The 22,134-nt window shown below is 50.1% G+C and carries 16 protein-coding genes; 13 read left to right on the forward strand and 3 right to left on the reverse strand.

Annotated elements, in window-relative coordinates:
• The first annotated feature begins 81 nt into the window (after nucleotides 1-81).
• The 9 genes from PG862_RS12360 (at nucleotide 82) to PG862_RS12400 (ending at nucleotide 13,334) form a co-directional block, all read left to right on the forward strand.
• Nucleotides 82-1,761, forward strand: a complete 1,680-nt coding sequence (locus PG862_RS12360) for a potassium/proton antiporter (protein WP_270707584.1) — start codon at nucleotides 82-84, stop codon at nucleotides 1,759-1,761.
• A gap of 175 nt (nucleotides 1,762-1,936) precedes the next feature.
• The gene (locus tag PG862_RS12365; protein ID WP_117796615.1) at nucleotides 1,937-2,488 is read left to right on the forward strand and encodes a TetR/AcrR family transcriptional regulator; all 552 of its coding nucleotides are present in this window, start codon (nucleotides 1,937-1,939) and stop codon (nucleotides 2,486-2,488) included.
• 301 nt (nucleotides 2,489-2,789) lie between these two features.
• Complete coding sequence (locus PG862_RS12370) at nucleotides 2,790-3,911, forward strand: efflux RND transporter periplasmic adaptor subunit (RefSeq protein WP_243027860.1); 1,122 nt, start codon at nucleotides 2,790-2,792, stop codon at nucleotides 3,909-3,911.
• Nucleotides 3,908-6,958 (forward strand): efflux RND transporter permease subunit, encoded by a 3,051-nt coding sequence (locus PG862_RS12375; protein ID WP_270707587.1) that lies wholly within the window; start codon nucleotides 3,908-3,910, stop codon nucleotides 6,956-6,958. Before PG862_RS12370 ends, PG862_RS12375 begins: the two co-directional genes overlap by 4 nt.
• 88 nt (nucleotides 6,959-7,046) lie before the next feature.
• Entirely contained in the window at nucleotides 7,047-7,706 is a 660-nt protein-coding gene (locus PG862_RS12380; protein ID WP_118629901.1) for a TetR family transcriptional regulator, read from the forward strand.
• Nucleotides 7,707-7,708: 2 nt separating this feature from the next.
• Nucleotides 7,709-8,950, forward strand: a complete 1,242-nt coding sequence (locus PG862_RS12385; protein WP_182432199.1) for a TolC family protein — start codon at nucleotides 7,709-7,711, stop codon at nucleotides 8,948-8,950.
• 121 nt (nucleotides 8,951-9,071) lie between these two features.
• Nucleotides 9,072-10,280: a TolC family protein gene (locus tag PG862_RS12390; RefSeq protein ID WP_118629905.1), complete on the forward strand. Its 1,209-nt coding sequence runs from the start codon at nucleotides 9,072-9,074 to the stop codon at nucleotides 10,278-10,280.
• A gap of 316 nt (nucleotides 10,281-10,596) precedes the next feature.
• A complete protein-coding gene (locus PG862_RS12395; RefSeq protein WP_107001735.1) occupies nucleotides 10,597-12,024 on the forward strand; it encodes an APC family permease in 1,428 nt (475 codons plus the stop codon).
• Nucleotides 12,024-13,334 (forward strand): M18 family aminopeptidase, encoded by a 1,311-nt coding sequence (locus tag PG862_RS12400; RefSeq protein ID WP_117796682.1) that lies wholly within the window; start codon nucleotides 12,024-12,026, stop codon nucleotides 13,332-13,334. Before PG862_RS12395 ends, PG862_RS12400 begins: the two co-directional genes overlap by 1 nt.
• Nucleotides 13,335-13,423: 89 nt before the next feature.
• On the opposite strand, the gene PG862_RS12405 is transcribed toward PG862_RS12400, so the two are convergent.
• A complete protein-coding gene (locus PG862_RS12405) occupies nucleotides 13,424-14,344 on the reverse strand; it encodes a LysR family transcriptional regulator (protein WP_117796620.1) in 921 nt (306 codons plus the stop codon).
• Between the two features lie 211 nt (nucleotides 14,345-14,555).
• On the opposite strand from PG862_RS12405, the gene PG862_RS12410 reads away from it, so the two are divergent.
• From PG862_RS12410 to PG862_RS12420, 3 genes are all read left to right on the forward strand, one after another.
• Nucleotides 14,556-15,419 carry a DUF6282 family protein gene (locus tag PG862_RS12410; protein WP_117796621.1) on the forward strand — a complete coding sequence of 288 codons (864 nt, stop codon included), beginning with the start codon at nucleotides 14,556-14,558 and terminating at the stop codon, nucleotides 15,417-15,419.
• A gap of 13 nt (nucleotides 15,420-15,432) precedes the next feature.
• Nucleotides 15,433-16,746: an SLC13 family permease gene (locus PG862_RS12415; protein ID WP_117796622.1), complete on the forward strand. Its 1,314-nt coding sequence runs from the start codon at nucleotides 15,433-15,435 to the stop codon at nucleotides 16,744-16,746.
• Nucleotides 16,747-16,891: 145 nt separating this feature from the next.
• On the forward strand, nucleotides 16,892-17,890 hold the full coding sequence (locus PG862_RS12420) for an isocitrate/isopropylmalate dehydrogenase family protein (RefSeq protein ID WP_118570561.1): 999 nt from the start codon (nucleotides 16,892-16,894) through the stop codon (nucleotides 17,888-17,890).
• 244 nt (nucleotides 17,891-18,134) lie between these two features.
• Here the strand turns inward: PG862_RS12420 and PG862_RS12425 are convergent, their stop codons facing one another.
• A complete protein-coding gene (locus PG862_RS12425) occupies nucleotides 18,135-18,386 on the reverse strand; it encodes an AAA family ATPase (RefSeq protein ID WP_118652652.1) in 252 nt (83 codons plus the stop codon).
• A 274-nt stretch (nucleotides 18,387-18,660) separates the two neighbouring features.
• A complete protein-coding gene (locus tag PG862_RS12430; protein WP_270707591.1) occupies nucleotides 18,661-20,661 on the reverse strand; it encodes a LacI family DNA-binding transcriptional regulator in 2,001 nt (666 codons plus the stop codon).
• Between the two features lie 382 nt (nucleotides 20,662-21,043).
• Here PG862_RS12430 and PG862_RS12435 point away from each other — a divergent pair, with 382 nt between their 5' ends.
• Nucleotides 21,044-22,072: a sugar ABC transporter substrate-binding protein gene (locus PG862_RS12435; RefSeq protein ID WP_117796626.1), complete on the forward strand. Its 1,029-nt coding sequence runs from the start codon at nucleotides 21,044-21,046 to the stop codon at nucleotides 22,070-22,072.
• The last annotated feature ends 62 nt before the right edge of the window (nucleotides 22,073-22,134 follow it).

Below are 22,134 nucleotides of genomic sequence, written 5' to 3' on the forward strand. Positions count from 1 at the left end.
ATCTTAACACGAAAGAGGCATAGAGATATTGTATCATTATAAAAACACCACATTTATGATACCTACTAAACATAGAAAGGAATGATACATATTTCAACTTCATTTGCGCTTCTGGTCGTAGCGATTATTATCCTTGTCTGCATCGCGGGAAGCCGTCTTTCGGGGCGGCTGGGGGTGCCGACGTTGTTTATTTTTATTATGCTGGGAATGCTGTTTGGATCGGACGGTATTTTTAAGATTCCATTCGGCAATTTTGCACTGGCGGAACAGGTCTGCTCGGTGGCACTGATTTTTATTATGTTTTACGGCGGGTTCGGCACGCGCTGGAGTGAGGCGAAGCCGGTCGCGGGGCGGTCGATTTTGTTATCCTCGGCGGGTGTAGTGCTGACGGCGTTTTTGACCGGGCTGTTTTGTCATCTGGTGCTTAAGATGGCATTGATGGAAGGAATGCTTCTCGGCGCAGTTCTTGGATCGACCGATGCGGCATCCGTGTTCTCGATCCTGCGTTCGCGCAAGCTGAACCTCAAATACGGCACGGCATCCATGCTGGAGTTAGAGAGCGGAAGCAACGACCCGTTTGCGTACATGATGACGGTGATTCTGCTGTCTGCGATGACGGGGAGTGTGAGCGGCGGTTCGGCGGTTCTGCTTTTGATCCGCCAGCTCGCATTTGGGCTTTTGACCGGCGCGGCGGTCGCGTGGCTGGTGACATGGCTTTTAAAGCGGTATGCCTTTTATGGCGAGGGATTTGACACGATCTTTGTCTTTGCGGCGGCAATCATTTCCTACGCGCTTGCATCCCAGATTGGCGGAAATGGCTACCTAAGCGTGTATCTGACCGGTATTATCCTTGGAAATCAGGAGCTGAAGAACCAGAAAGCGCTGGTTGGCTTCTTTGATGCGTTTACCGGCATGATGCAGATGCTTCTGTTTTTCTTACTGGGACTTCTGGCGTTTCCCTCGCAGATGCCGTCGATCGTGCTTCCGGCGATCGCAATCGCATTGTTTTTAACATTTGTGGCGCGTCCGGCGGCGGTTGGCTTGCTGCTCGCACCGTCGAAACCGCCGATCGGGCAGTATCTGGTTATTTCCTGGGCGGGTCTGCGCGGTGCGGCGTCAATCGTATTTGCGATCATGGCGACGCTCAGTGAGGGATATATGAAATATGATATATTCCACATCGTGTTCTGCGTTGTTTTATTTTCCATCATTTTTCAGGGTTCGCTGCTTCCGAAGGTGGCAGAAAAATGCGACATGATCGACAACTCGACCGATGTCATGCGGACGTTCTCAGACTATACGGGCGATATGCAGATTCAGTTCGTGCAGCTTCCGATCGGGGACAATCATCCGTGGAAAAACCGTAAAATCTGTGAGATTGAGATGCTTCCGGGTATGTTAATCACAGTGATCCGGCGCGGCGCGCAGACGATTGTGCCCAAAGGGCAGACTGTAATTCTGGAAGGGGATACCGTCGTCTTGGGTGCAGAGGGCTTTACGGACAGCCAGGGAATCCTTTTAAAAGAGATTCTGATGACACCCGATCACCGCTGGTGTGGTAAGAAGATCGCGGAGGCGCGCTTCTATAAGAATACGATCATTGTGATGATAAAGCGGGGCAGCCAGATCATCATTCCAGACGGCGGTACGCAGATACTGGAAGGCGACCGGGTGGTTGTATACTCGCAGAAACTGCCGCAGGTGGAAGGGCGTGTGAAACACGAAAGCGGACCGGCCGTATCGGCTGCTGTTCACAAGTAAGCATGTTTGAAAAGTTCTGTGCAAAAACAGAACGGCAGTGGATTCGTTACTGTTCACGCATACGTGCCCAGTAACGCGGATTCATCGCAGGAACATGGAAATTTCAGGCAATACTTGCAGTTTGTTGAATTATAAACTATACTTAAACAACAACGGTTTGCCGGAGGAAAAGAGTATGCAGCAGGGAAATACGAAGGAACGGATTGTAGAGGCTTATATCGAGCTGGAGTCGGAAAGACCGGTCGAGAAGATCACGGTTACGGCGCTGGTCGAGCGGAGCCGGATCACAAGAAAAACATTTTATTATTACTTTAAAGATATATATGATTTGATGGAATACCGGATGGAACGCGAGATGAAGCGCATCATGGAAGAGACGATGAGCCAGCCAGATCCGGAGAAGGCGCTGACACAGCTGTATATGTATATCATGGAAAACCAGAAGCATATCCGGGCATTGTCCGAGTCGGTACAGTTCATGGCGCTGCGCCGTCAGATGGGAGAAAAGGTGTACCAGTATTTTTATAACCATCTGGAGCGGATTGGTATGTTTAAGAACCTGACGATGCCGGAGGCGGCGATGGCGGTGCAGATCATCATTTTCTCGGTTATGGGAGTTGCGTTTGACGCGCCGTTTAAGGATGAGGCGGATGTGAAGGAGCGCGTCGCCACGTTCATGAGCGTGATCCGCAAATGCACCGGGTGCGACCCTATGCAGGTCCGTTAGGAAAGCAGGTTTCCGGCAGTTTTGAGAATTATTATCAATTAGAAAATGGAACAAGGAAACGCAGGAGGAATCAGCGGTATTTGGTTGGTTTTTCCTGCGTTTTTGCTGTCATGTACCCCAAAAAACGGTCAGCGGCAGGAAAATTCGGGTGCCATGAAAAAAAGATGAACATAGATGGATACATTTTGACAAATTTGTGTACACACCTGTCCAAACTTGGGAGTGGCAAAGTGTATACGAGATGAGTAAAATATAGACTGAGAAAAATTTATACCAAGAACAAGCATAGATGGAGGAAATTATGAAAAAAAGAGGAAAGATTCTGGCGCTGGCTGCGATTGTAGTAGTTGGTGCTGTCGTTTTGTCCCGATGCGGTCATAAGAATACGGCGGCGGAATATGAGTCCCGTCCAACCGTAAAGGTAGAAAATCCGGTTCGTCAGGACATCAGCCTGTACACGGATCTGACCGGACTGGTAGAGCCGCAGTCCCGCGCGAGCGTCATGCCGAAGATGAGCGGCGAGGTGCTGGAGGTTTACTTCCAGGCGGGCGATACGGTCCAGGCAGGGCAGGCGCTGTGCAAGATCGATTCCGACGCGTTGACAGCGTTAAAGCTGCAGGTGGATGCGGCTTCCGTTGCCTTAAAGAATGCGGACAGCAATTTAAGCCGTACCCAGGCGCTCTTTGCAGATGGTTTTGTCTCCCAGGAGGCGATGGAGCAGGCACAAAACAGCGCACAGAGCGCGAAGATTTCCTATGAATCTGCGAAGAATCAATACGATCTGCAGGTGAAATACACAACCGTGACAGCGCCGATCGACGGTGTGATCGAGTCCCGGAGCGTCGAACCGCATGATCATGTATCTCCGGCAGGCGAGATCTGCACGATCTCCGGTGCCAGCCAGTTACAGGTTAAATTCGGTATCACCGAGAAGATCCACCAGACGATGGAGCTGGGTGACAGCGTGACGCTGGAGAAAAATGGTGTGGATTACACCGGTACAGTGACCGAGATCGGATCTATGGTCAACGAGAGCAGCGGTCTTTATGACGCGCGTGCGATGGTGCCGGATGCAGCAGGTCTTACGAATGGTTCCCGCGTAAAAATGACGGTTATCATGGACCGTGTCAGCCAGGTGCTGACCGTTCCGGTCGATGCAGTCAGCTACGACAACGGTGCCCCGTTTGTATACCTCTATGAGGACGGAAAAGCGGAGAAAACCGAGATCGAAGCAGGTATTTATGACGATGAAAATATGGAAGTAAAATCGGGTCTGACGAGCGACAGCCAGGTCATCGTAAGCTGGAGCAACGAGCTGGTGGATCAGGGAGAAGTCCTGTTGGCACAGGATAACGACGGCGCACAGACAGACGGAAACAATGAGACAGCAGCGGAGACGACAGAGGCAGGTGACAAAGAATGATTCGACTGACAAAACTCGCACTGCGGCGTCCGGTTACCATCATTCTCTGTCTGATCACCATCGCGTACTTCGGTCTTCAGTCCGTCATGGGCATGAAGCTGGAACTGACGCCAGAGATGGAGATGCCGATGTTAATCATCGCTACGGTGTATCCGGGAGCCAGCCCGGAGGACGTAACCGATCTGGTTACCAAGAAAGAAGAAGATGCGATCACATCATTGGACTCGGTAGATAAGGTACAGTCCATTTCCCGTGAAAATGTATCGATCGTCATTGTCCAGTATGAGTACGGCACCAACATGGATACCGCATACATTAACCTGAAAAAGGCGATAGACGGCATTCAGGGCGATCTGCCGGACGATGCCAATGACCCGAATATCATGGAGCTGGATATTAACTCGATGGCGACGGTTACGCTGGCAGTCAGCGGCGACGTCGATCAGAACCTTTATACATATGTAGATGACAAAATTGTTCCTGAGTTTGAGAAATTAAGCTCGGTCGGCGAGGTTTCGATTGCCGGCGGTCAGGAGAGCTACACCCGCGTGGAACTGATTCCGGAAAAACTGGCACAGTACCACCTGAATATGAATACGGTCGCACAGTTAGTCGGTGCCGCCGATTTCACGATCCCGGCGGGCGATGTCCGGGTTGGAAAACAGGATCTCGACGTCAGTGTCGGCAACGAATTTAAGAGCACGGAAAGTCTGAAAAATGTCGTGCTTCCGCTGGAAAACGGTGAGACGATCCATCTTTCTGATATCGCGAATGTCTATGAGGCGCTGGAGGATGCAAACTCGATCGGACGCTATAATGGCGAAGATGTTATCTCCCTGGGAATCAAGAAACAGCAGAGTTCCACCGCGATCGAGGTTTCCAACCAGGTAACCAAGAAGGTGCAGGAAATTGAACAGCAGTATCCGGGTCTTAAAATCACCGTGGTAGATGATGCCAGTGACACGCTGAAACGGTCTTTAAGCAGCGTAATCCAAACGCTGCTCCTGGCGATCATCCTGTCCATGATCATTCTGTTCTTATTCTATGGCGATCTGCGTGCGTCGGTCATCGTAGGTACGTCCATTCCGATCTCCGTTGTGTTGGCGATCATTTGTATGGCGGCGATGGGATTCTCAATGAACATTATTTCCCTGACGTCGCTCGTTCTCGGCGTTGGTATGATGGTTGATAACTCGATCAACGTCCTCGACGGATGTTTCCGGGCGAAGGAAAAACTGGATTTCTACGACGCGGCGCTGGAAGGTACGCGCACGATGATCGGCTCGATCACCGGCGGTACGCTGACAACCTGTGTTGTATTTATTCCGCTTCTGATGTTAAACGGTATGTCTGGACAGCTCTTTACACAGCTCGGCTACACGATCATCTTCTGTATGACGGCTTCCTTATTCTCGGCAGTCATCATCGTGCCGCTCTGCTATATGTTCTGGCATCCGGTGGAGAAGGATCATGCGCCGGCAGGACGCATCATCAAAGGCATCCAGGCCTGGTACCGCAAGCATATGCCGCAGGTCATCAAGCGCTATGCGCTGGTATTTGGAACGACGGCGGTGCTGGTTGTGCTGGCCCTCCTCATGGCGTCCAGACTGAACCTGGAGCTGATGTCCTCGATCGATGAGGGTATCGTTACGATGACGATCAAGACGAAACCGGGTTATTCGGTATCGGCAATCCGTGACACTGTGCTTGATTTGGAAAATATGGTAGAGGCAGACGAGGATGTGGATCATTACCTGATGACATATGGAAACAGTGGCGTCAGCATGACTTCCGGAAGTGATGTGACACTGAATGCCTACTTAAAAGATAAGAGAAAGCTTTCCACGGACGAGGTTATCGAGAAGTGGAGATATGCGACACAGAACTACGTTAATGCGACTATTACGCTGGAACAGGGCAGCAGCAGTATGAGCAGCAGCATGAGCAGCGGTGATTCGATTGAGGTGGATCTGCAGAGTACCGATTATGATACATTAAAGAAGTCAGCGGATGATCTGGTAACGGAGCTTCGCAAGCGCGAGGATGTTATGCAGGTACATTCTTCTGTTGAGAATGCGGCGCCGGTTATCAAGGTAAAAGTGGATCCGGTCAAGGCGGAGGCAGAGGGACTGACCCCGGCAAGCATCGGTTCGGTTGTATACAGCAATTTAAGCGGTGTGAAAGCGGCGACGATCTCCGTCAACGGCGAGGATCAGGATGTGAAAGTAGAATTTGCGCCGGATCGCTACGATTCCATCGCGAAACTGCAGGGCATGATGATCACGACGGCGGCGGGCAATACGCTTCCGCTGGAGGATCTGGCAGAGATTTACTATCAGGACAGCCCACAGGAGATTTCACGAAAAGAGAAACAGTACCAGGTATCGATCACGATGCAGGCACAGGCAGATTATAAGAAGACGGCTGAAAAAGATGTCAAGAGCTTCGTGCAGAACTGGGAGTTCCCGTACGGTGTTGAGATGGCGACCAACAGCCTGGATGAGTCGATGGGTGAGGAGCTTTCCGCGCTGGGAATGGCGCTTGTCACAGCGATCTTTTTGATTTTCATTGTCATGGCGATTCAGTTTGAGTCTCCGAAGTTCTCCCTGATGGTTATGGCAACGATACCGTTCAGTTTGATCGGTTCCTTTGGATTCCTGTTCCTGGCGGACTGCCCGATCAGTATGACCTCCATGCTTGGTTTCCTGATGCTGGTCGGTACGGTTGTAAACAACGGTATTTTGTACGTGGATACGGTCAACCAGCTGCGGGTGGAGATGCCGTTAGACGAGGCGCTGGTAGAGGCAGGTGCGATCCGTGTACGCCCAATCTGCATGACGACACTGACGACCATCATTGCGATGATCCCGAACTGTCTGGCATTTGGTAAGGCGGGCAAGATGATGCAGGGCTTAGCGCTTGTAAACGTCGGCGGTCTGGTTGCGGCGACGATCCTGACGCTGGTACTGCTTCCGTCCTTCTACCGAGTGGTTTATAACATGGGAAAAGGCAAAGAAGATGAGTATGATAAGCTGGACTGCGACTAAGGAAAAGCAGGTTAAGCAGTGAATCTGTCAGGCGGCGGACCCGGGGCGGGGAAGCTGCCTGTACTGATAGAAAAAGGGGGAGAAGAAGATGCCGTCGGAACGATTTAAGCGGCTGCCGGAGGAAAAACAGAAGAAAATCCGGGACGCGTGTATGGCTGAATATACGCGGACAACGATAGAAAAAGCATCGCTCAACCGTATGATAGAAGATGCCGGGATCTCCCGGGGCAGTTTTTATACGTATTTTGACAGTAAATGGGATGTTTTAGGATATCTGTGTGAGAGTTTTATCAATGAATTTTATGAGTGCGGCGTGCGCTGCCTTGAAGAGGCGCAGGGGGACATCTGGGAGATGTTAGGGCAGTTTTTAAACGGTTCGCTTGCCCTGTGCCGCGATGAGAGACGCGCCGATTTCATCCGCAACATCATGGAGTGCAGCAGCCGTGAGGCGCTGACCTTTGATATATTCAGCTCCGATCCGGACAGTCCACGCGCCGTGCGTGGACGGAAGCTGGAACGCGCCGCCTATGAGTCGTGCGTGGGAAAATCCTTGCGGAAGCTGGGCTGGGAGGAATATATGAGTTTTTTCCGCATGGCGATGATGGCGATCGCGATGGAGATCAAGAGCTTTCACGACGGAGTTCCGGAAAACCGTATCCGGGAACGGTTTGCCCTGACACTCGGCATCCTGAAACGGGGCGCTGGGATAGAATCGGGAGCGGGCGCGCAGAGCGCCGAAAGGAAATGAAGATGAGTAAGATGAAGAAAAACAGGAAAAAACTGTTTGCCATTCTTTTACAGGCGGCGTTAGTCAGCACGGCTATGACGATGCCGGCATATGCGGCTAAAATGCCGGGGATCGGCTCAGATGCGCTGATCGGCGACGATGCGACCGGTCCGGTGCTGACGGGCGGCAATACCGAGGTGGAGGAGGAAACTTCCCCGTACACCAAAGAACAGCTAGAGGATGGGACGCTGGAATATGGCGAGATCGCATGGCGAATCGAGGGGTACAACAGCACGTACTTAAACCTGCGTTCCCAGCTCTACAGCCAGACGACCAGCCAGTCGGCGGGAACTGCCCTGGCGGCAGAGGCGAGCGCCCTCATGGAAGATGCGATGGACCTGAAGTCCGACGATATGGATGCGGAGACGAGAGAGCTGTTTGAGGGCTACAAGGCGGCAGCGAGAGAGCTGCGCAAACAGGGGGCAAAGCTTACGAACAAGGAGCTTTCCGGCACCTATGCCCGGACCCTGCGTCAGACAAAGAATAAGTTAGTCAAGGCGGTGCAGAACTTGCTCATCCAGTATGAGGAACTGCTCCCGCAGGTGGAAACAGCGAAAAAGAATGTGGAAATGTGCCAGGTAAATGCGGATGCCGCACAGAAGATGCAGGCGCTCGGCCGTGCTTCCGCGCAGGAGGTCCTGACGGCGCAGAAGGCGCTGCAGCAGGCCAATTCCAGCGCCCAGCAGGCAGAGAATGGGGCACTGCAGCTCAAGCAGAATATTTTGATGCTGCTTGGATTTGACGCGGATGCGCCGGTGACATTTGCGGATGTGCCGGTTCCGGATGCCACCCGCCTTGCGACGATGGATCTGGCAGCCGATACACAGGCGGCAGTCAGCGCAAATTATGATTTGATGTCTGTGCGTGCTGCGAAAGCGGAAAGGTCTTCCAACCGCACAGTCAAGAAGCGAAACGTCGCCTATACCGAGGATTCGGTGACGATCACGGTTCAGAACCTCTATGCGGCGGTGGTATCAAAGAAACAGGCGTATGACAGTGCGACGGCTGGATATCAGGCGGCAGCGCAGAGCTACGAGGCGGCAAAGCGTCAGAACGCACTGGGAATGCTCTCAAGAGCCAATTATTTGGGGCTTGAGTGCTCCTGGCTCAGCAGCGTGGCGTCGTATAAGAGCGCGGAACTGGAATATACCAAAGCGGTGGAAAACTACGAGTGGGCTGTGAAAGGTCTGATTGTGACGAATTAATCCGTCAGGAATGGCAGTTTACTTAAGGTGTGAACAGGTTGCTATTCACGGGTAGGCACTTTTGGAACAGAAAGTGCCGTAGGATAACATGGTGGTAACAGAAAGGAAGTAGGAACCGGAAATGAAACATAGAAGAAGGAAAACGGCGCTTCTGACCGCAGCGGCAGCAGCTGTTCTGGCATTGCAGGGACCATTTGCGGCGCTGGCAGCCAGCCCGCAGTTCGCTTATGACGCAGATACATGGGCGAAGCTTCAGGACAATGTGATGGAATACAGCGAACTGCCGTATCTGGTACAGGAGTACAACCCGACGTATCTAAACAACCAGACGACCTATCAGGCAGGGCGCGATACGAAGAATGCGAAGGAAGTGCAGGATAAGCAGTACAATCAGGCGAATGATCTGTACGACAGCGCGGATAACCTGCGGGATCAGGCGGATCAGATTGAGGATTTTCTGGCGGTGCCGGGCATGGCGAGTGCTTACGCAAGCCTGATGTCAGCGTCCGTCATGGTGGAGCAGAATGCGTTAAAAACCCAGCAGTCTGCCGATGCTTCTTACCGCGACAGCGAGATGGACCGTCTGGACTATATCAACAGCCAGGATGCGGTTGTCGCGCAGGTGCAGTCGGCGTTTGCTGCTTATAATCAGGTCAAAAAGACAATTCCGTTGATGGAGAAATCAGTGGAATTGCAGGAACTTTCCATGCAGCTGACCCAGAAGCGCCAGCAGCTAGGTCAGGCGACCCAGATTGATGTGTTAAATGCACAGAAGTCGCTGCAGTCGCTCCAGTCCACGCTGACCCAGACAAAAGCGGGACTTCAGGCCCAGCATCAGCAGCTCTGCGTCCAGACCGGATGGTCCTATGACGCGGAACCGGATATCCAGGATCTGCCGCAGGCGGATCTCACCCGGATCGCGGCGATGAACCTGGCGGCGGACACGCAGACGGCACTCGAGCAGAACCTGTCCTTACAGTCCAACAAGCGCGGTTATGCCAATATGGCAGAAGGTTCAGCCGATAAGAAAAACATGGACCGCACCATCAAGAACCAGGAACAGACGATCCGCTCCGGTATGCAGACACTCTACAACGACATCATGCAGAAGCAGACAGCCCTGCAGCTTGCCGATGCGTCCCTGGCAGCAGAGACGCAGACGATGAATGCGATGCAGAAGAAGCTGGAGCTTGGCATGGCGACCCAGCTGGAGTACAAGAGCGAGGAAGTTTCCTTCCTGGAGAAACAGATCGACAAAGAGACAGCTAACATGAACCTGCAGCAGGCGATCGAGACGTATGAGTGGGCGCTGAAAGGTTACATGAAGTAGGGACAGAAGTTAAGTCTCTGGCACTTCCTCTGCGCGGGGGTTAACGTGGCGCTGGAGGAGCTGTGTATATCGAAAATGATATAATAAAATATTTATAAAACAAGAGGCAAAAAGCGGCGTTTTCTTTCGAATCGCCGCTTTTTTTGGGGAAAAAATAGGTGCATATTGTATGGATTTAACAAAAAATAGCCACAAACTACAGAATACTACCGATTCGGACTGGAAAATACTGGGTTAATAAAAAAATACTTTTGACAATTAACGCAGCATATGAGAGAATAAAAAAGATACTTTCAGTAAGGAGAGAAAATAAGATATGAACAAATCACAACAAAACAAAATCAAGTGGTATATGCTTTCCTTTATGTGTTTCTCCACCCTCTGGGGATTTGGAAACGTTTTAAATGGTTTCGTATACTTCAATGGAACACAGGTTATCTTCTCCTGGATTCTGATGTTCGCACTGTACTTTGTACCGTACGCACTGATGGTCGGAGAGCTTGGTTCCGCATTTAAGAATTCGGGCGGCGGTGTCAGCTCCTGGATTCATGAGACAACCGGCGCGAAGGCTGCATACTACGCAGGTTGGACCTACTGGGCTTGCCATGTCACCTACATCGCATCGAAGGGATCCGGCGGTCTGAAAGCGCTGAGTTGGATGATTTTCCAGAACGCAGAGAAGTATGCGTCCTTTAACACGAAAGCGGTTCAGTTAGTTACCTTTGCGGTACTGCTGTTCTTCTGCTGGGTTGCAAGCCGCGGCTTAAACCCGTTAAAGAAACTGGCTACCCTGGCGGGAACCAGTATGTTTGTCATGAGTATCCTGTACATTCTGCTGATGTTTGCTGCACCGGTCATCAATCCGAACGGTGGTTACCTGTCGGTGGATTTCAGCTTGAAAAACCTGATTCCGCATTTTGATTGGAAGTATTTCAGCAGCTTGTCCATCCTTGTATTTGCAGTCGGCGGCTGTGAGAAGATCTCCCCATATGTAAACAAGGTAGAGGATCCGTCCAAGGGATTCCCGAAGAGTATGATTTTTGCAGCGATCATGGTAATCGTCTGCGCGATCTTCGGTACAATCGCGATGGGTATGATGTTCGATGTATCCTTGGTTGAGGCTAATTTTGACTCTTACAATGCGAATGGACAGTACTGGGCATTCCAGAAACTGGGTGAGTATTACGGCGTTGGAAACCTGATTATGATCATTTATGCAGCCTGCAACGCGATCGGCCAGTTCTCGACGCTGGTAGTCAGCATCGATGCACCGCTTCGTATGCTGCTTGACAACGAGGATGCGCGTCAGTTCATCCCGACCAAGCTCTTAAAGAAAAACAAATTTGGCGCTTACGTCAATGGTATCTGGATGGTAGTCATCCTGTCCGGTTCCATCATTCTGGCTCAGGTTCTGGTTCCGAATGCGGATACGGTTCTGCGCCAGCTGACACAGCTTAATTCGGTTACCATGCCGATGCGTTATCTGTGGGTATTCTTTGCGTACTTCATGCTTCGCAAACATTCAGATAAGTTTGAGCGCGAGTATCGTTTTGTGAAGAACAACGGAGTGGCACTGGGCTTTGGCGCATGGTGCTTTATCCTGACCGCAGCCTGCTGCTTATTAGGTATGTACAAACAGGGTGATCTGTACACAACCATGCTGAATGTCATCACACCAGTCGTTCTGGTAGCACTGGGACTGATTTTACCGGCGATTAAGAAGAGAGAAGGGAAGTCTGCATGATGAATGCTGCGAAGGAATTATTGACTTTTATTGAGAACAGCCCGAGTATGTTTCATTCGATTGAGACGATCAAGGGAATGCTGGATGAGGCAGGTTTTACCTATCTGCCGGAGAGAACTTGCTGGGACGTGAAGCAGGGTGGAACGTATTACACGATCCGCAACCATTCCAGTATCATTGCGTTCCGCGTCGGAAAGGAACTGGGCGATTACCATTTCCAGATGTGCGCCTCCCACAGTGATTCACCGACTTACAAGATCAAGAATGTACCGGAGTTAAATGGTCCGGGCGAGTATCTGCGTCTCGATGTAGAAGCATACGGCGGCATGATCGACAGCACATGGTTTGACCGCCCTCTGACTGTCGCAGGCCGTGTGCTGGTAAAGGACGGTCAGGGCGTGAGCGCGAGACTTCTGTACATCGATAAAGATCTGTTCATCATTCCGAACGTAGCGATTCATTTCAACCGTGAGGTGAACAATGGATACAAATACAACCGTCAGGTTGATTTATGCCCGCTGTTCTCCGCTGGTGAGCTGAAAAAAGGCGCGTTTGACGCGATGATTGCGAAAGAGCTTGGTGTGGCAGCGGAGGATATTTTAGGAAAGGATCTCTTCCTTGTAAACCGCCAGCCGGGTACGATCTGGGGGTATGCGGACGAGTTCATTTCCAGTCCGAAACTGGACGACTTACAGTGCGCTTACGTTTCCCTGAAAGCATTCCTGGAGGCGAAGAATGAGCGCGATGTCAGCGTATACTGCTGCTTCGACAATGAGGAAGTTGGTTCCAATACGAAGCAGGGAGCGATGTCCACCTTCTTACAGGATGTCCTGCACCGCATCAACGGCGCACTTGGCAAGACACCGGAGGACTATTATCAGGCAGTTGCCGGTTCTTTCCTCGTAAGCTGCGACAACGCACACGCCGTTCACCCGAACCACGGGGAGAAGACGGATGCAGTCAACTGCTCCTGGATGAACAAAGGTATCGTCATCAAGGAGAGCGCGAACCAGAAATACACCACGGACGCATTCAGCCGTGCGGTATTTACGAATGTCTGCAATGAGGCAGGTGTTCCGGTTCAGGTGTTTGCAAACCGCAGTGATATTTTAGGCGGTTCCACCCTTGGAAACCTTTCCAACACGCAGGTCAGCGTCCATGCCGTCGATATCGGTCTGCCGCAGCTTGCGATGCATTCCTGCTACGAAACGGCAGGTGTGAAGGACGTTGAGTACGCAATCCGCGCACTGACGAAATTCTACCAGACCGCTCTTCAGATTGAAGGGGCAGAACGGGTTTGCTTTGAGTAAATATAGTTAAAAGAGCAGCCGCTCCGCGAACGATGAAATGAATCGCGGGGCGGCTGTTTTGATAGATTGAAAAAAGCTTTTTAAGAAAATTACCTCCGCAGCAGCTCCGGCGCCATCTCCTGAAACAGCTTCGCGAGCGCCATCGCCGCCCGCGAGCGGTATTTTCCGGCGGGCCAGGCGAGCGCCAGATCGAGGAAAATACCATCTTTCCCGATCCGCAGATAGCGGAACTCATCCCGCATGATGCGGCAGGAACGGTAGGTAAACGCGAGTCCGACCCCCTCCCGCGCCATCGCCGCAGCAAAAGAGGCGGAGAGGTAGGTGTCGAGTCCCAGAGGTTCCACACCCGCCTCGCGCAAGGATCGGCGGGCAGTCCGTCCGAGGACGGTGCTGGGCGGGCCCAGAATATATTCAAATGGTGCGGTGTCCTTTAGGTCGATCCACATCTGTTCCGGATCCGATTCGCATGGCTTCGCAAACCTCATGACCGGGTGATCGGCGGTAGTGGCGATCATGATCTCATCCCGCATCAGGGAATCCACACCGTGTTTGATTCGAACCGGCGGCGCGGCGATCAGCGCCAGATCTAAAAGTCCCTCTAAAATCTTATTTTCCAGATCAATGCTGTCCATCTCACAGATCTCCACATGAACCCGTGGATACAGGGCATGGAATTTTTTCAGAACCGGCGGCAGCAGGTACGTCCCCCGGTAGGTGCTGATGCCGAAGATGACGGTGCCGCCCTTTAAATTTTCAATATCCGAAGCCTCACTGCGCGCCTCCTGGTACTGCTGTAAAATCTGTCTGGCATGGAAAATAAACGCCTCCCCGGCAGAGGTTGGACGGACTCCGCGGGCTGTGCGGACGAAAATCGGCGTTCCCAGATCCTGTTCAAATAGGCGGACTGCCTGACTTAAGCTTGACTGCGCCATAAACAATTTTTCGGCCGCGCGGGAGATGCTCCCCTCGTTAGCGACGGTTACGATATAGTCTAGTTCTTTTAAATCCATGAGAATCCCCCTCACGAGATATCGGAATTTTCGATATCTGGTATAATAAATCTTGCCTTTCTCCTATAACAAAAATAGTATAAGATAAAAACAAGCAAAAATCAATGGCAGAGACTGAAGCAGCGGCTGGAAAATCGAATAGGAATCCGGCGAGGGAACGCAGCTTTGAAAAAGCCTCTGTGGACGATTACAAATAGGAGGAATAAGCAAGATGAAGCAGGATTTAATGAAGGGCATTATAGATATGCACGTTCACACGAATCCCGATCTGCGTCTGCGGGCGTATGATGATTTCGAACTGATGGAGGCAGCTATCCGGGTTGGGGCACGCGCTATCGTCATCAAGACGCATCAGGGAACCACGATGGATCGGGCCTATCTGTGCAACCGCCACAACGAGATTGTACACGGGAAAACGAACAATTTTACGATGTTTGGCAGCATTACCTTAAACAAGGTAGTCGGCGGCATCAATCCGAAGGCAGTCGATGTGGCGCTTCGTCTGGGTGCTAAGGTAGTATGGCTTCCGACCCAGTCGGCAAAAAACCATATGCAGAAGATGAATCAGGATCTGAGCCAGTGTGTGGAAGTAGTGAAAGATGGTAAAATTGTACCGGAGCTGCGTTCAGTGTTGGAGCTGATTCGTGACCACAACGCTGTACTGGGAACCGCACATATTGCACCGGAGGAGATTTTCACTGTTGTGGAAGCTGCCCGGGATATGGGAGTAAAAAACATCGTTGTAACGCATCCGGAATGGTGGATTGTAGGCATGAGCCATGAGGATCAGCTTCGTCTGGTAAAGGATTATGACGTTATCTTAGAGCGCTGCTATGCACAGAACATGGGTGGCGGAAAGTACAAGAGCAATCTGGCAGATAACCTGGAGCTTATCAAAGAAGTTGGCTATAAAAATGTCATGGTTGATACCGATGGTGGCCAGACAGAAAACCCGCATTGGGAGCTGGCACTGGCGGAATATATGCAGTATCTGGTAGATCATGGAATTTCGGAGGAGCAGGTGTACCATATGACACACACTATTCCGGCAAAACTGTTGGGCATCGAAGAATAGGGGGACGCATCATATGTTAAGTGCAGTTTTGGTGGCATCCATTGCGGTTGCCGTTATATTGGGATATAAAACGAAAATCAATACGGGATTTTTCTGTATTGCCTTTGCATACTTGATTGGTTGTTTTGGCATGGGATTAAAAACAAAAGAGCTGATTGGCTTCTGGCCGGTCAGCACCATGTTTGTCATCCTGTCAGTATCACTGTTTTATAACTTTGCAGCTGTGAATGGAACACTTGAAAAAATGTCGGCCAGTCTTCTCTATATGTGTCGTAAATTTCCGGGTATGCTTCCCTTTGCGTTATTTTTTGTAGCAGTTGTGCTTTCTGTTATGGGCGCTGCATACTTTACCGTTCTGGCATTCCTGGCACCGATTACCATCCTTATCTGTGAGGAAGCAAAGATGGACAAGCTGACCGGTGCGGTGGCGATCAACTGCGGTGCACTGGCAGGCGGAAACTTCCCCACGGCTTCGCTGGGCGTCGTATTCCGCGGTCTGATTGATACCGCTTATGAAGCTGAACCGGCCATTGAAGCAACGAATTCCTTTGTAGATGAAATGAAAATTTTCGCCTTTGCAATTGTATTTTCCCTGATTCTGATTGCGATTTTCCGCTTTGGCTTCAAGAGTAACCGCGGTATCGGAAAGGGCGTAACCTTTAACCGTCCGGAACCGTTTGATAAAAAGCAGAAAACAACCCTGCATTTAATGATTCTGATGATGGTAATTGTCCTGGTATTCCCACTCTTAAAGATGGCAGTTCCTGGTAATGAACTGATTGGAAAAATTGCTGGAAAGGTTGATGTAGGACTGGTGGCATTCTGCTTTACCATCATTGCACTGCTCTTTGACCTGGCACCGCAGAAGGAAGTGATTGCACGTGTTCCGTGGAACACCATCCTCATGATTGCCGGAGCCGGCATGCTTATCGCCGTTGCAGTTCAGGCCGGTACCATTGATGCATTATCCGCATGGATTGGCTCTAATGTTCCGACAGCCCTGATTCCGCTGGCATTCAGCTTTGTAGGTGCATTTATGAGTTTCTTCAGCTCTACAACAGGTGTTGTAGCACCGGCCCTGTTCCCGCTGATTCCGGGACTTGCAGCAGCCACCGGATTAAATCCGGCAGCACTTTTTGCCTGCACAATTCTTGGTGCCCAGAGCAGTGCTATCAGCCCGTTCTCATCCGGCGGCAGCCTGATTCTTGGTTCCTGCGGAAACGAGGAGGACCGAAATCACTTATTCAACCGTCTTCTCTTTGTAGCAGTACCTATCAGCGTTATCTGCTGTGCGGTATATAACCTGATTGTAGCAGTTGTTCTGTAAGGGAAATTTAATTGAAAAGTTGTTTGTTCGAAAAGCTGTCAGCCTGTTCTGGCAGCTTTCGATGAAATTTTTAATGGATTTTTGCGCGTGACTGTGAAGGTACTGAACAGTTACGATTGGGAAAATCAAGAAGGAGGATAAAGAAATGAGTCATAAAATTACAGTATTTCGCGGCGATGGTATCGGACCGGAGCTGGTTGATAATGTATTAAAAATCTTAAAAGCGGCAGATGCTCCGCTGGAATATGAAATTTTCAATGTTGGTGAGGATGAGTGGAAACGCAATGGTGCCCTGATTCCGGAGGAAGCATATGCTTCCTTTGAGCGCACCAAAGTACTCTTAAAATCCCCGATTACAACTCCGGTTGGAAAGGGCTTCCGCTCTTTGAATGTAACACTCCGCGGACAGTATGACCTGTATGCCAATATCCGCCCGGTTAAGTCCAACGCAGCCGTAAAAACTCCGTTTAAGAATGTAGATATTGTGATTTTCCGCGAAAATACAGAGGGACTTTATGTCGGTGTGGAGGAGCAGGTAAATCCGGATACGGTTCATGCAATTAAGATTGTTACAAGACAGGCAAGCGAGCGCATTATCCGCGATGCATTCGAGTATGCGAAAAAGAACGGACGCAAGAAAGTAACTTGTATTCATAAGGCAAATATCCTGAAAATGTCCGATGGCATGTTCCTTTCCATTTTCAAAGAGATTGCAAAGGAATATCCGGAGATTGAGGGCGATGACAAGATTATCGACAACACCTGCATGCAGCTTGTCATGAACCCGAATCAGTTTGACGTTATGGTAATGCAGAACCTGTACGGAGATATTCTTTCTGACCTGTGCAGTGGTCTGATCGGTGGACTGGGACTCGTTCCATCCAGCAATATCGGTTCTGACTATGCGATGTTCGAGGCCGTACACGGCAGCGCACCGGATATTGCAGGCAAGCACCTGGCAAACCCGACCGCATTCCTGTGGTCTGCTTGCATGATGCTAGAGTACTTAGGTGAAAATGAGACCGCCGGACGCATCCGCAAGGCTGTGGATGAGGTTCTGGCAGAAGGCAAGCACCTGACAAGAGATCTGCATGGAACTGCAACCACCGAGGAATATGTGGACGCAGTGATTGCGAGACTGTAAGAATTTAATAAGTGAAGATGTAAGAAGGGGCTGTTGCACAAACCGTGCAGCAGCTCCTTTTGGCTATAAAATAGGGTTATCGGCCAGCATATTTGTAAATGCGACAGACGCCCTATTTGTGTATAAAAACAGATGCCAGCATTATTTACCTATCCCCTTTACCATACACCGTTTCTTGAAGAAGGAAATTCCATAACAGAAAATTTCATCATAATTTCCTTCAAATTCTTTTGCATACATGCGTTCATCGATCTGGACGAGATTCGATTTGAAGTCCGGTAAAAAGATTCGGGCTTTTTTTTCGAATATCAAAAAAATTGGCAAGCATACTCATCGCCAGTGTTTTTCCAAAACGACGCGGGCGGGTAATCAGGGTGACTTCCGAGTTGTTCGTCAGAAGATCAGCGATCAGCCCGCTTTTATCAATATAATAATAGCCGTCTTCGCGCAGCTTTTTAAAATCAGAAATACCAACAGGGATTTTTAGGGGTGCCATCGATGATGCTCCTTTCTGAAGATACGGAATTGTTACGAATAACTTTATCATATCATGGGGGAAAGTGGTTGGCAAGATTTTAAAAGAAAGCGGGATGCGCCCATATCCGGAAGAGGTGTATGGGTTTGGAAAATAGCTACTGACCCATCTGCTTCTCCCGTTACTGTTCACACACGTGTGCCCAGCAACGGGATTTTGCCGATGCTACGCATTCCAAATCGGCAAAATCTGCTGTCGGAACTGTATCGTACGGAATTTTCAGTTCAGAAAATTCCTACCTGTGAACTGTTACCTTCTCCCCCAGCTCCTCCGGCAGTGCCTCAAAGAAAATATCCTTCCAGGCACGTTTCAGCTGTTTTTCATGAACCACATAGGGCTGCACGCCGATATATTTGGGGACGTTATTGCTGACAAGGGATTTGGCGACTGCAAGAGCAGCCGCTTTTCCCTGGTCATATGGTCTCTGGGTGCTGAGTCCTTTTACAAATCCTTGATTCATTTCTTCTGCAATCTCAAAATCCAGATCTGTGGTAAAGACAGCAATATCTGTCCGGTTCAAAGCTTTCAGGGCCTTGATGGCGAGCAGGGCGGGGCGGTCCCAGCTCACATAGAGCGCCTGGATATCCGGGTGCTCGTTTATCATCTCATAGCATACCTTGTAGGCATTTTCAATTTGAATAAATCCCTTTCTGGCAGTGATTTCAATGTCGGGATAGGATTCCCTTAATATTTTTTCGGCACAGTTATCACGCTCGGTAGTGCCGTAAAACATGGCGCCGTGGATGATGAAGCCGACTTTGGCGTGCGGTTTTTCTTTCAGGTATTCGCCGATCATGCGCCCTGTATTGGTGCCATTTTCCCGCTCATTGACGGAGATACAGGAGACGTAATTGTTCCGGCTGAAATTCTGCGGGACATTGCTTAAAAAGACCAGCCGCGTCATTTTGGACAATTCCTGAAATGCCGGACCCGTCTGGACATCGTCGGTGGGGATGGCGATGACGGCGTCCGGGTGTTGCATTTTGATGCTTTCGAGCTGCATATTCTGGAGGGCAGGATCAAAATGGGCGTCCATGGTGGAAATAATATCGATTCCGTACTGTTCCAGTTCATCCCGGATGCCTTTCTGATGCAGGGCAGCCCAGGCGGTTCCAGTGTAGTGGAAGGAGATGGCGACGCGGTAATTTCCAGTTCGCAAAAGCTGTTTTTCCTCCTTGGAGAGGCGGATGCTGTCCGGGGAGACGGCGTGTTCACCGAGCGGACCGTTGTCGATGATCCGGGTGGAATCACGCAAAATCAGCTCTACATCTGCATAGCGGGTCAAAGGCGCGCCGGAGAGGTGGTTGATCTCGTCAAAGAGTGCCTGCGAGGCGAGTTCTGCCATCTGGTCGATGTCCCGGTGGATGCAGGATAGCGGTGGGGCGGTCAGCTCGCACCAGAGCATATCGTCAAATCCGATGATGGAAATATCGCGCGGACAGTCTTTTCCCAGCTCCCGCAGCGCCTTGAGAAGAAACATAGTCAGCCGGTTTCCACCGGCGATGATAGCGGTGGGGAGATACCGGGTGATGCTTTTCTGAATATTCAGGCTGATGGTATCACTGGACTGATACAGATTGATCTCCGCGATGCAGGAACTGCTCAGGGTATGGTTGGCGGAGAGAAGCGCCCGCTCATATCCGGCAATCTTGTCCTGTTTGGCGAGGCTGTCTGTTTTTTCTACCAGAAACAGCACATTTTCGTGTCCGCTCTCAAAAAAATAGGAAGTAGCGGAGTGAAATGCTTTGGTGTAATCAAAAAGGATCCGTGGAGTGACATCGTCATCGATGAATCGTTCGACACAGACAAACGGGATACCGGATTCATAGAGAAATGAATAGGCAGCCGGATTGCTGCTTGCCGGGGAGAGAAAGATGCCGATGGTCTTGGCACTGGAGATTAAGTTTTGCAGGATGCTTTTCTCCTCTTCCAGGTTGTCGTTGGTGACGGCGGTGTAAAACTGATAGCTCTGGCTGGTCGCGTAGGACTGCAGCTGATTGCACAGATCGCAGTAGAGCGCGCTCTTGATATTTGGAAAGACAGCGACAATCTGTGAACTGCGTCCGCTGCGGATTTTACGCACCTTTTTTTTGATTTTTTCAGAATATCCACTTTCTTCAATAATAGCTTCGATTTTATCCACCAGTTCCGGGCTGACATAGCGCGTATGGTTGATAACATGGGAAACGGTGGCGATGGAGACGCCTGCCTTTGCGGCGATTTCTTTGATGGTCATAAAACTCCCCCCTTGCTGGTACGGATTTAGTCCGGCGGTTCCTGCGCGGCTGGATTTGGATTTGCCGCAGTTTTATATTTCTGTTTTTGATTATAGCACAAAAATTGGGGTAAAACGATAAGATGAATGAAATTTACGTAAAAAATTAAAAGGAACGGTAGAAATGCATAAATATCAATAAAACAGGATGAATATATCGCTGAAATTAGTGCAATATGCCACAAGAGTATTGACGAAAGGGCATGGAATAGAGTAATATCTAGATATCAGACAGGGAGACTCCTTCCAGAGAGAAAAATTTTTACGTAAAAATAAAAAGAAAACTATAACAATCCGTTTGAAATGCACTAAACAGTGACGAAGTAAGAGGAGGATCAGATTTATGAAAAAAAGTCTTAGATTTACAGTAGCAGGTCTTTCAGTTTGCATGATGGCAGCAATGCTGGCAGGATGCGGCTCTTCCGGCAGTACCGATACAACAGCGGCAGCTGATGCTTCTGAGGCAGCGGCAGATACGCAGGAAGCTGAGGCAAAGACCAGCGATTTATCGTTTGCATTCTGTACGAATACTTTAAACAATACTTTCCAGAGTTCCATTGATGCAAAGCTCAGCGAGCTGTGCAAGGAAAACGGCATTTCCTACACCTGCCTGGATCCAGATTATGATTTAAACAAGCAGCTCAGCCAGTTATCTGACTGTGCAAACAGCGGTTACGATGCAGTGTTTGTTATCCCGGTTGACTCCGCAGGTATTACCTCCGGACTGGCTGAGATTGCAGACGCAGGCATTCCGATTTTCAACGTAGATACCGCAGTCATCGATGATGATATCGAACAGTTCGTGACACAGTTCGTTGGAACCAACGCATACATGGCAGGTCAGTTAGTGGGCGAGCAGATGACGAAAGATTATCCGGATGGCGCAAAGATTGCAGTTCTGGATTTCCCGTCCAATGAAAGCTGCGTGGATCGTGTCAATGGTTTCCTTGAGGGTCTTGGCGATCAGAAGGATAAATTTGAGATTGTAGCACAGCAGGATGGCGGTGCAGCGCTGGATCAGTCGATGGGACTGGCTGAGGATATCATCACAGCAAACCCGGATCTGGAAGCATTCTTCTGTATCAATGACCCGTCTGCCCTGGGTGCGGCAGCAGCTATCAAGGCAGCAAACAAGACCGGCGAGATCGGTGTATATAGCATCGATGCATCCCCGGATGGAAAACAGGCACTCTTAGACGGCGAGTTCACCGCAGTTGCATGCCAGGTTCCGCTTCAGATTGCAGAATATGCATTTGACGCAGCCGAGAAATATGTAGGCGGCGACACCACAATCGATGAGAAGAAAGTATATCTGGATTCCCATCTGGTAGAGAAAGAAGAGGCAGAGAAGACTCTGAACGATTGGCAGTAATGGACTGCGAGGAAGTTTAACAGTTACGTGAAATAAAATAAAACATGGAAAATGCGGCGATG

Source organism: Clostridium fessum, assembly GCF_027698965.1.
In the GTDB taxonomy this organism is placed as follows: domain Bacteria; phylum Bacillota; class Clostridia; order Lachnospirales; family Lachnospiraceae; genus Otoolea; species Otoolea fessa.

What these genes read in the sequence shown, in the direction of transcription:
- PG862_RS12360 (WP_270707584.1), top strand. Translation starts at nt 82, where the DNA reads ATGATACATATTTCAACTTCATTTGCGCTTCTGGTCGTAGCGATTATT.
- PG862_RS12365 (WP_117796615.1), top strand. Translation starts at nt 1,937, where the DNA reads ATGCAGCAGGGAAATACGAAGGAACGGATTGTAGAGGCTTATATCGAG.
- PG862_RS12370 (WP_243027860.1), top strand. Translation starts at nt 2,790, where the DNA reads ATGAAAAAAAGAGGAAAGATTCTGGCGCTGGCTGCGATTGTAGTAGTT.
- PG862_RS12375 (WP_270707587.1), top strand. Translation starts at nt 3,908, where the DNA reads ATGATTCGACTGACAAAACTCGCACTGCGGCGTCCGGTTACCATCATT.
- PG862_RS12380 (WP_118629901.1), top strand. Translation starts at nt 7,047, where the DNA reads ATGCCGTCGGAACGATTTAAGCGGCTGCCGGAGGAAAAACAGAAGAAA.
- PG862_RS12385 (WP_182432199.1), top strand. Translation starts at nt 7,709, where the DNA reads ATGAGTAAGATGAAGAAAAACAGGAAAAAACTGTTTGCCATTCTTTTA.
- PG862_RS12390 (WP_118629905.1), top strand. Translation starts at nt 9,072, where the DNA reads ATGAAACATAGAAGAAGGAAAACGGCGCTTCTGACCGCAGCGGCAGCA.
- PG862_RS12395 (WP_107001735.1), top strand. Translation starts at nt 10,597, where the DNA reads ATGAACAAATCACAACAAAACAAAATCAAGTGGTATATGCTTTCCTTT.
- PG862_RS12400 (WP_117796682.1), top strand. Translation starts at nt 12,024, where the DNA reads ATGAATGCTGCGAAGGAATTATTGACTTTTATTGAGAACAGCCCGAGT.
- PG862_RS12405 (WP_117796620.1), bottom strand. Translation starts at nt 14,344, where the DNA reads ATGGATTTAAAAGAACTAGACTATATCGTAACCGTCGCTAACGAGGGG.
- PG862_RS12410 (WP_117796621.1), top strand. Translation starts at nt 14,556, where the DNA reads ATGAAGCAGGATTTAATGAAGGGCATTATAGATATGCACGTTCACACG.
- PG862_RS12415 (WP_117796622.1), top strand. Translation starts at nt 15,433, where the DNA reads ATGTTAAGTGCAGTTTTGGTGGCATCCATTGCGGTTGCCGTTATATTG.
- PG862_RS12420 (WP_118570561.1), top strand. Translation starts at nt 16,892, where the DNA reads ATGAGTCATAAAATTACAGTATTTCGCGGCGATGGTATCGGACCGGAG.
- PG862_RS12425 (WP_118652652.1), bottom strand. Translation starts at nt 18,386, where the DNA reads ATGGCACCCCTAAAAATCCCTGTTGGTATTTCTGATTTTAAAAAGCTG.
- PG862_RS12430 (WP_270707591.1), bottom strand. Translation starts at nt 20,661, where the DNA reads ATGACCATCAAAGAAATCGCCGCAAAGGCAGGCGTCTCCATCGCCACC.
- PG862_RS12435 (WP_117796626.1), top strand. Translation starts at nt 21,044, where the DNA reads ATGAAAAAAAGTCTTAGATTTACAGTAGCAGGTCTTTCAGTTTGCATG.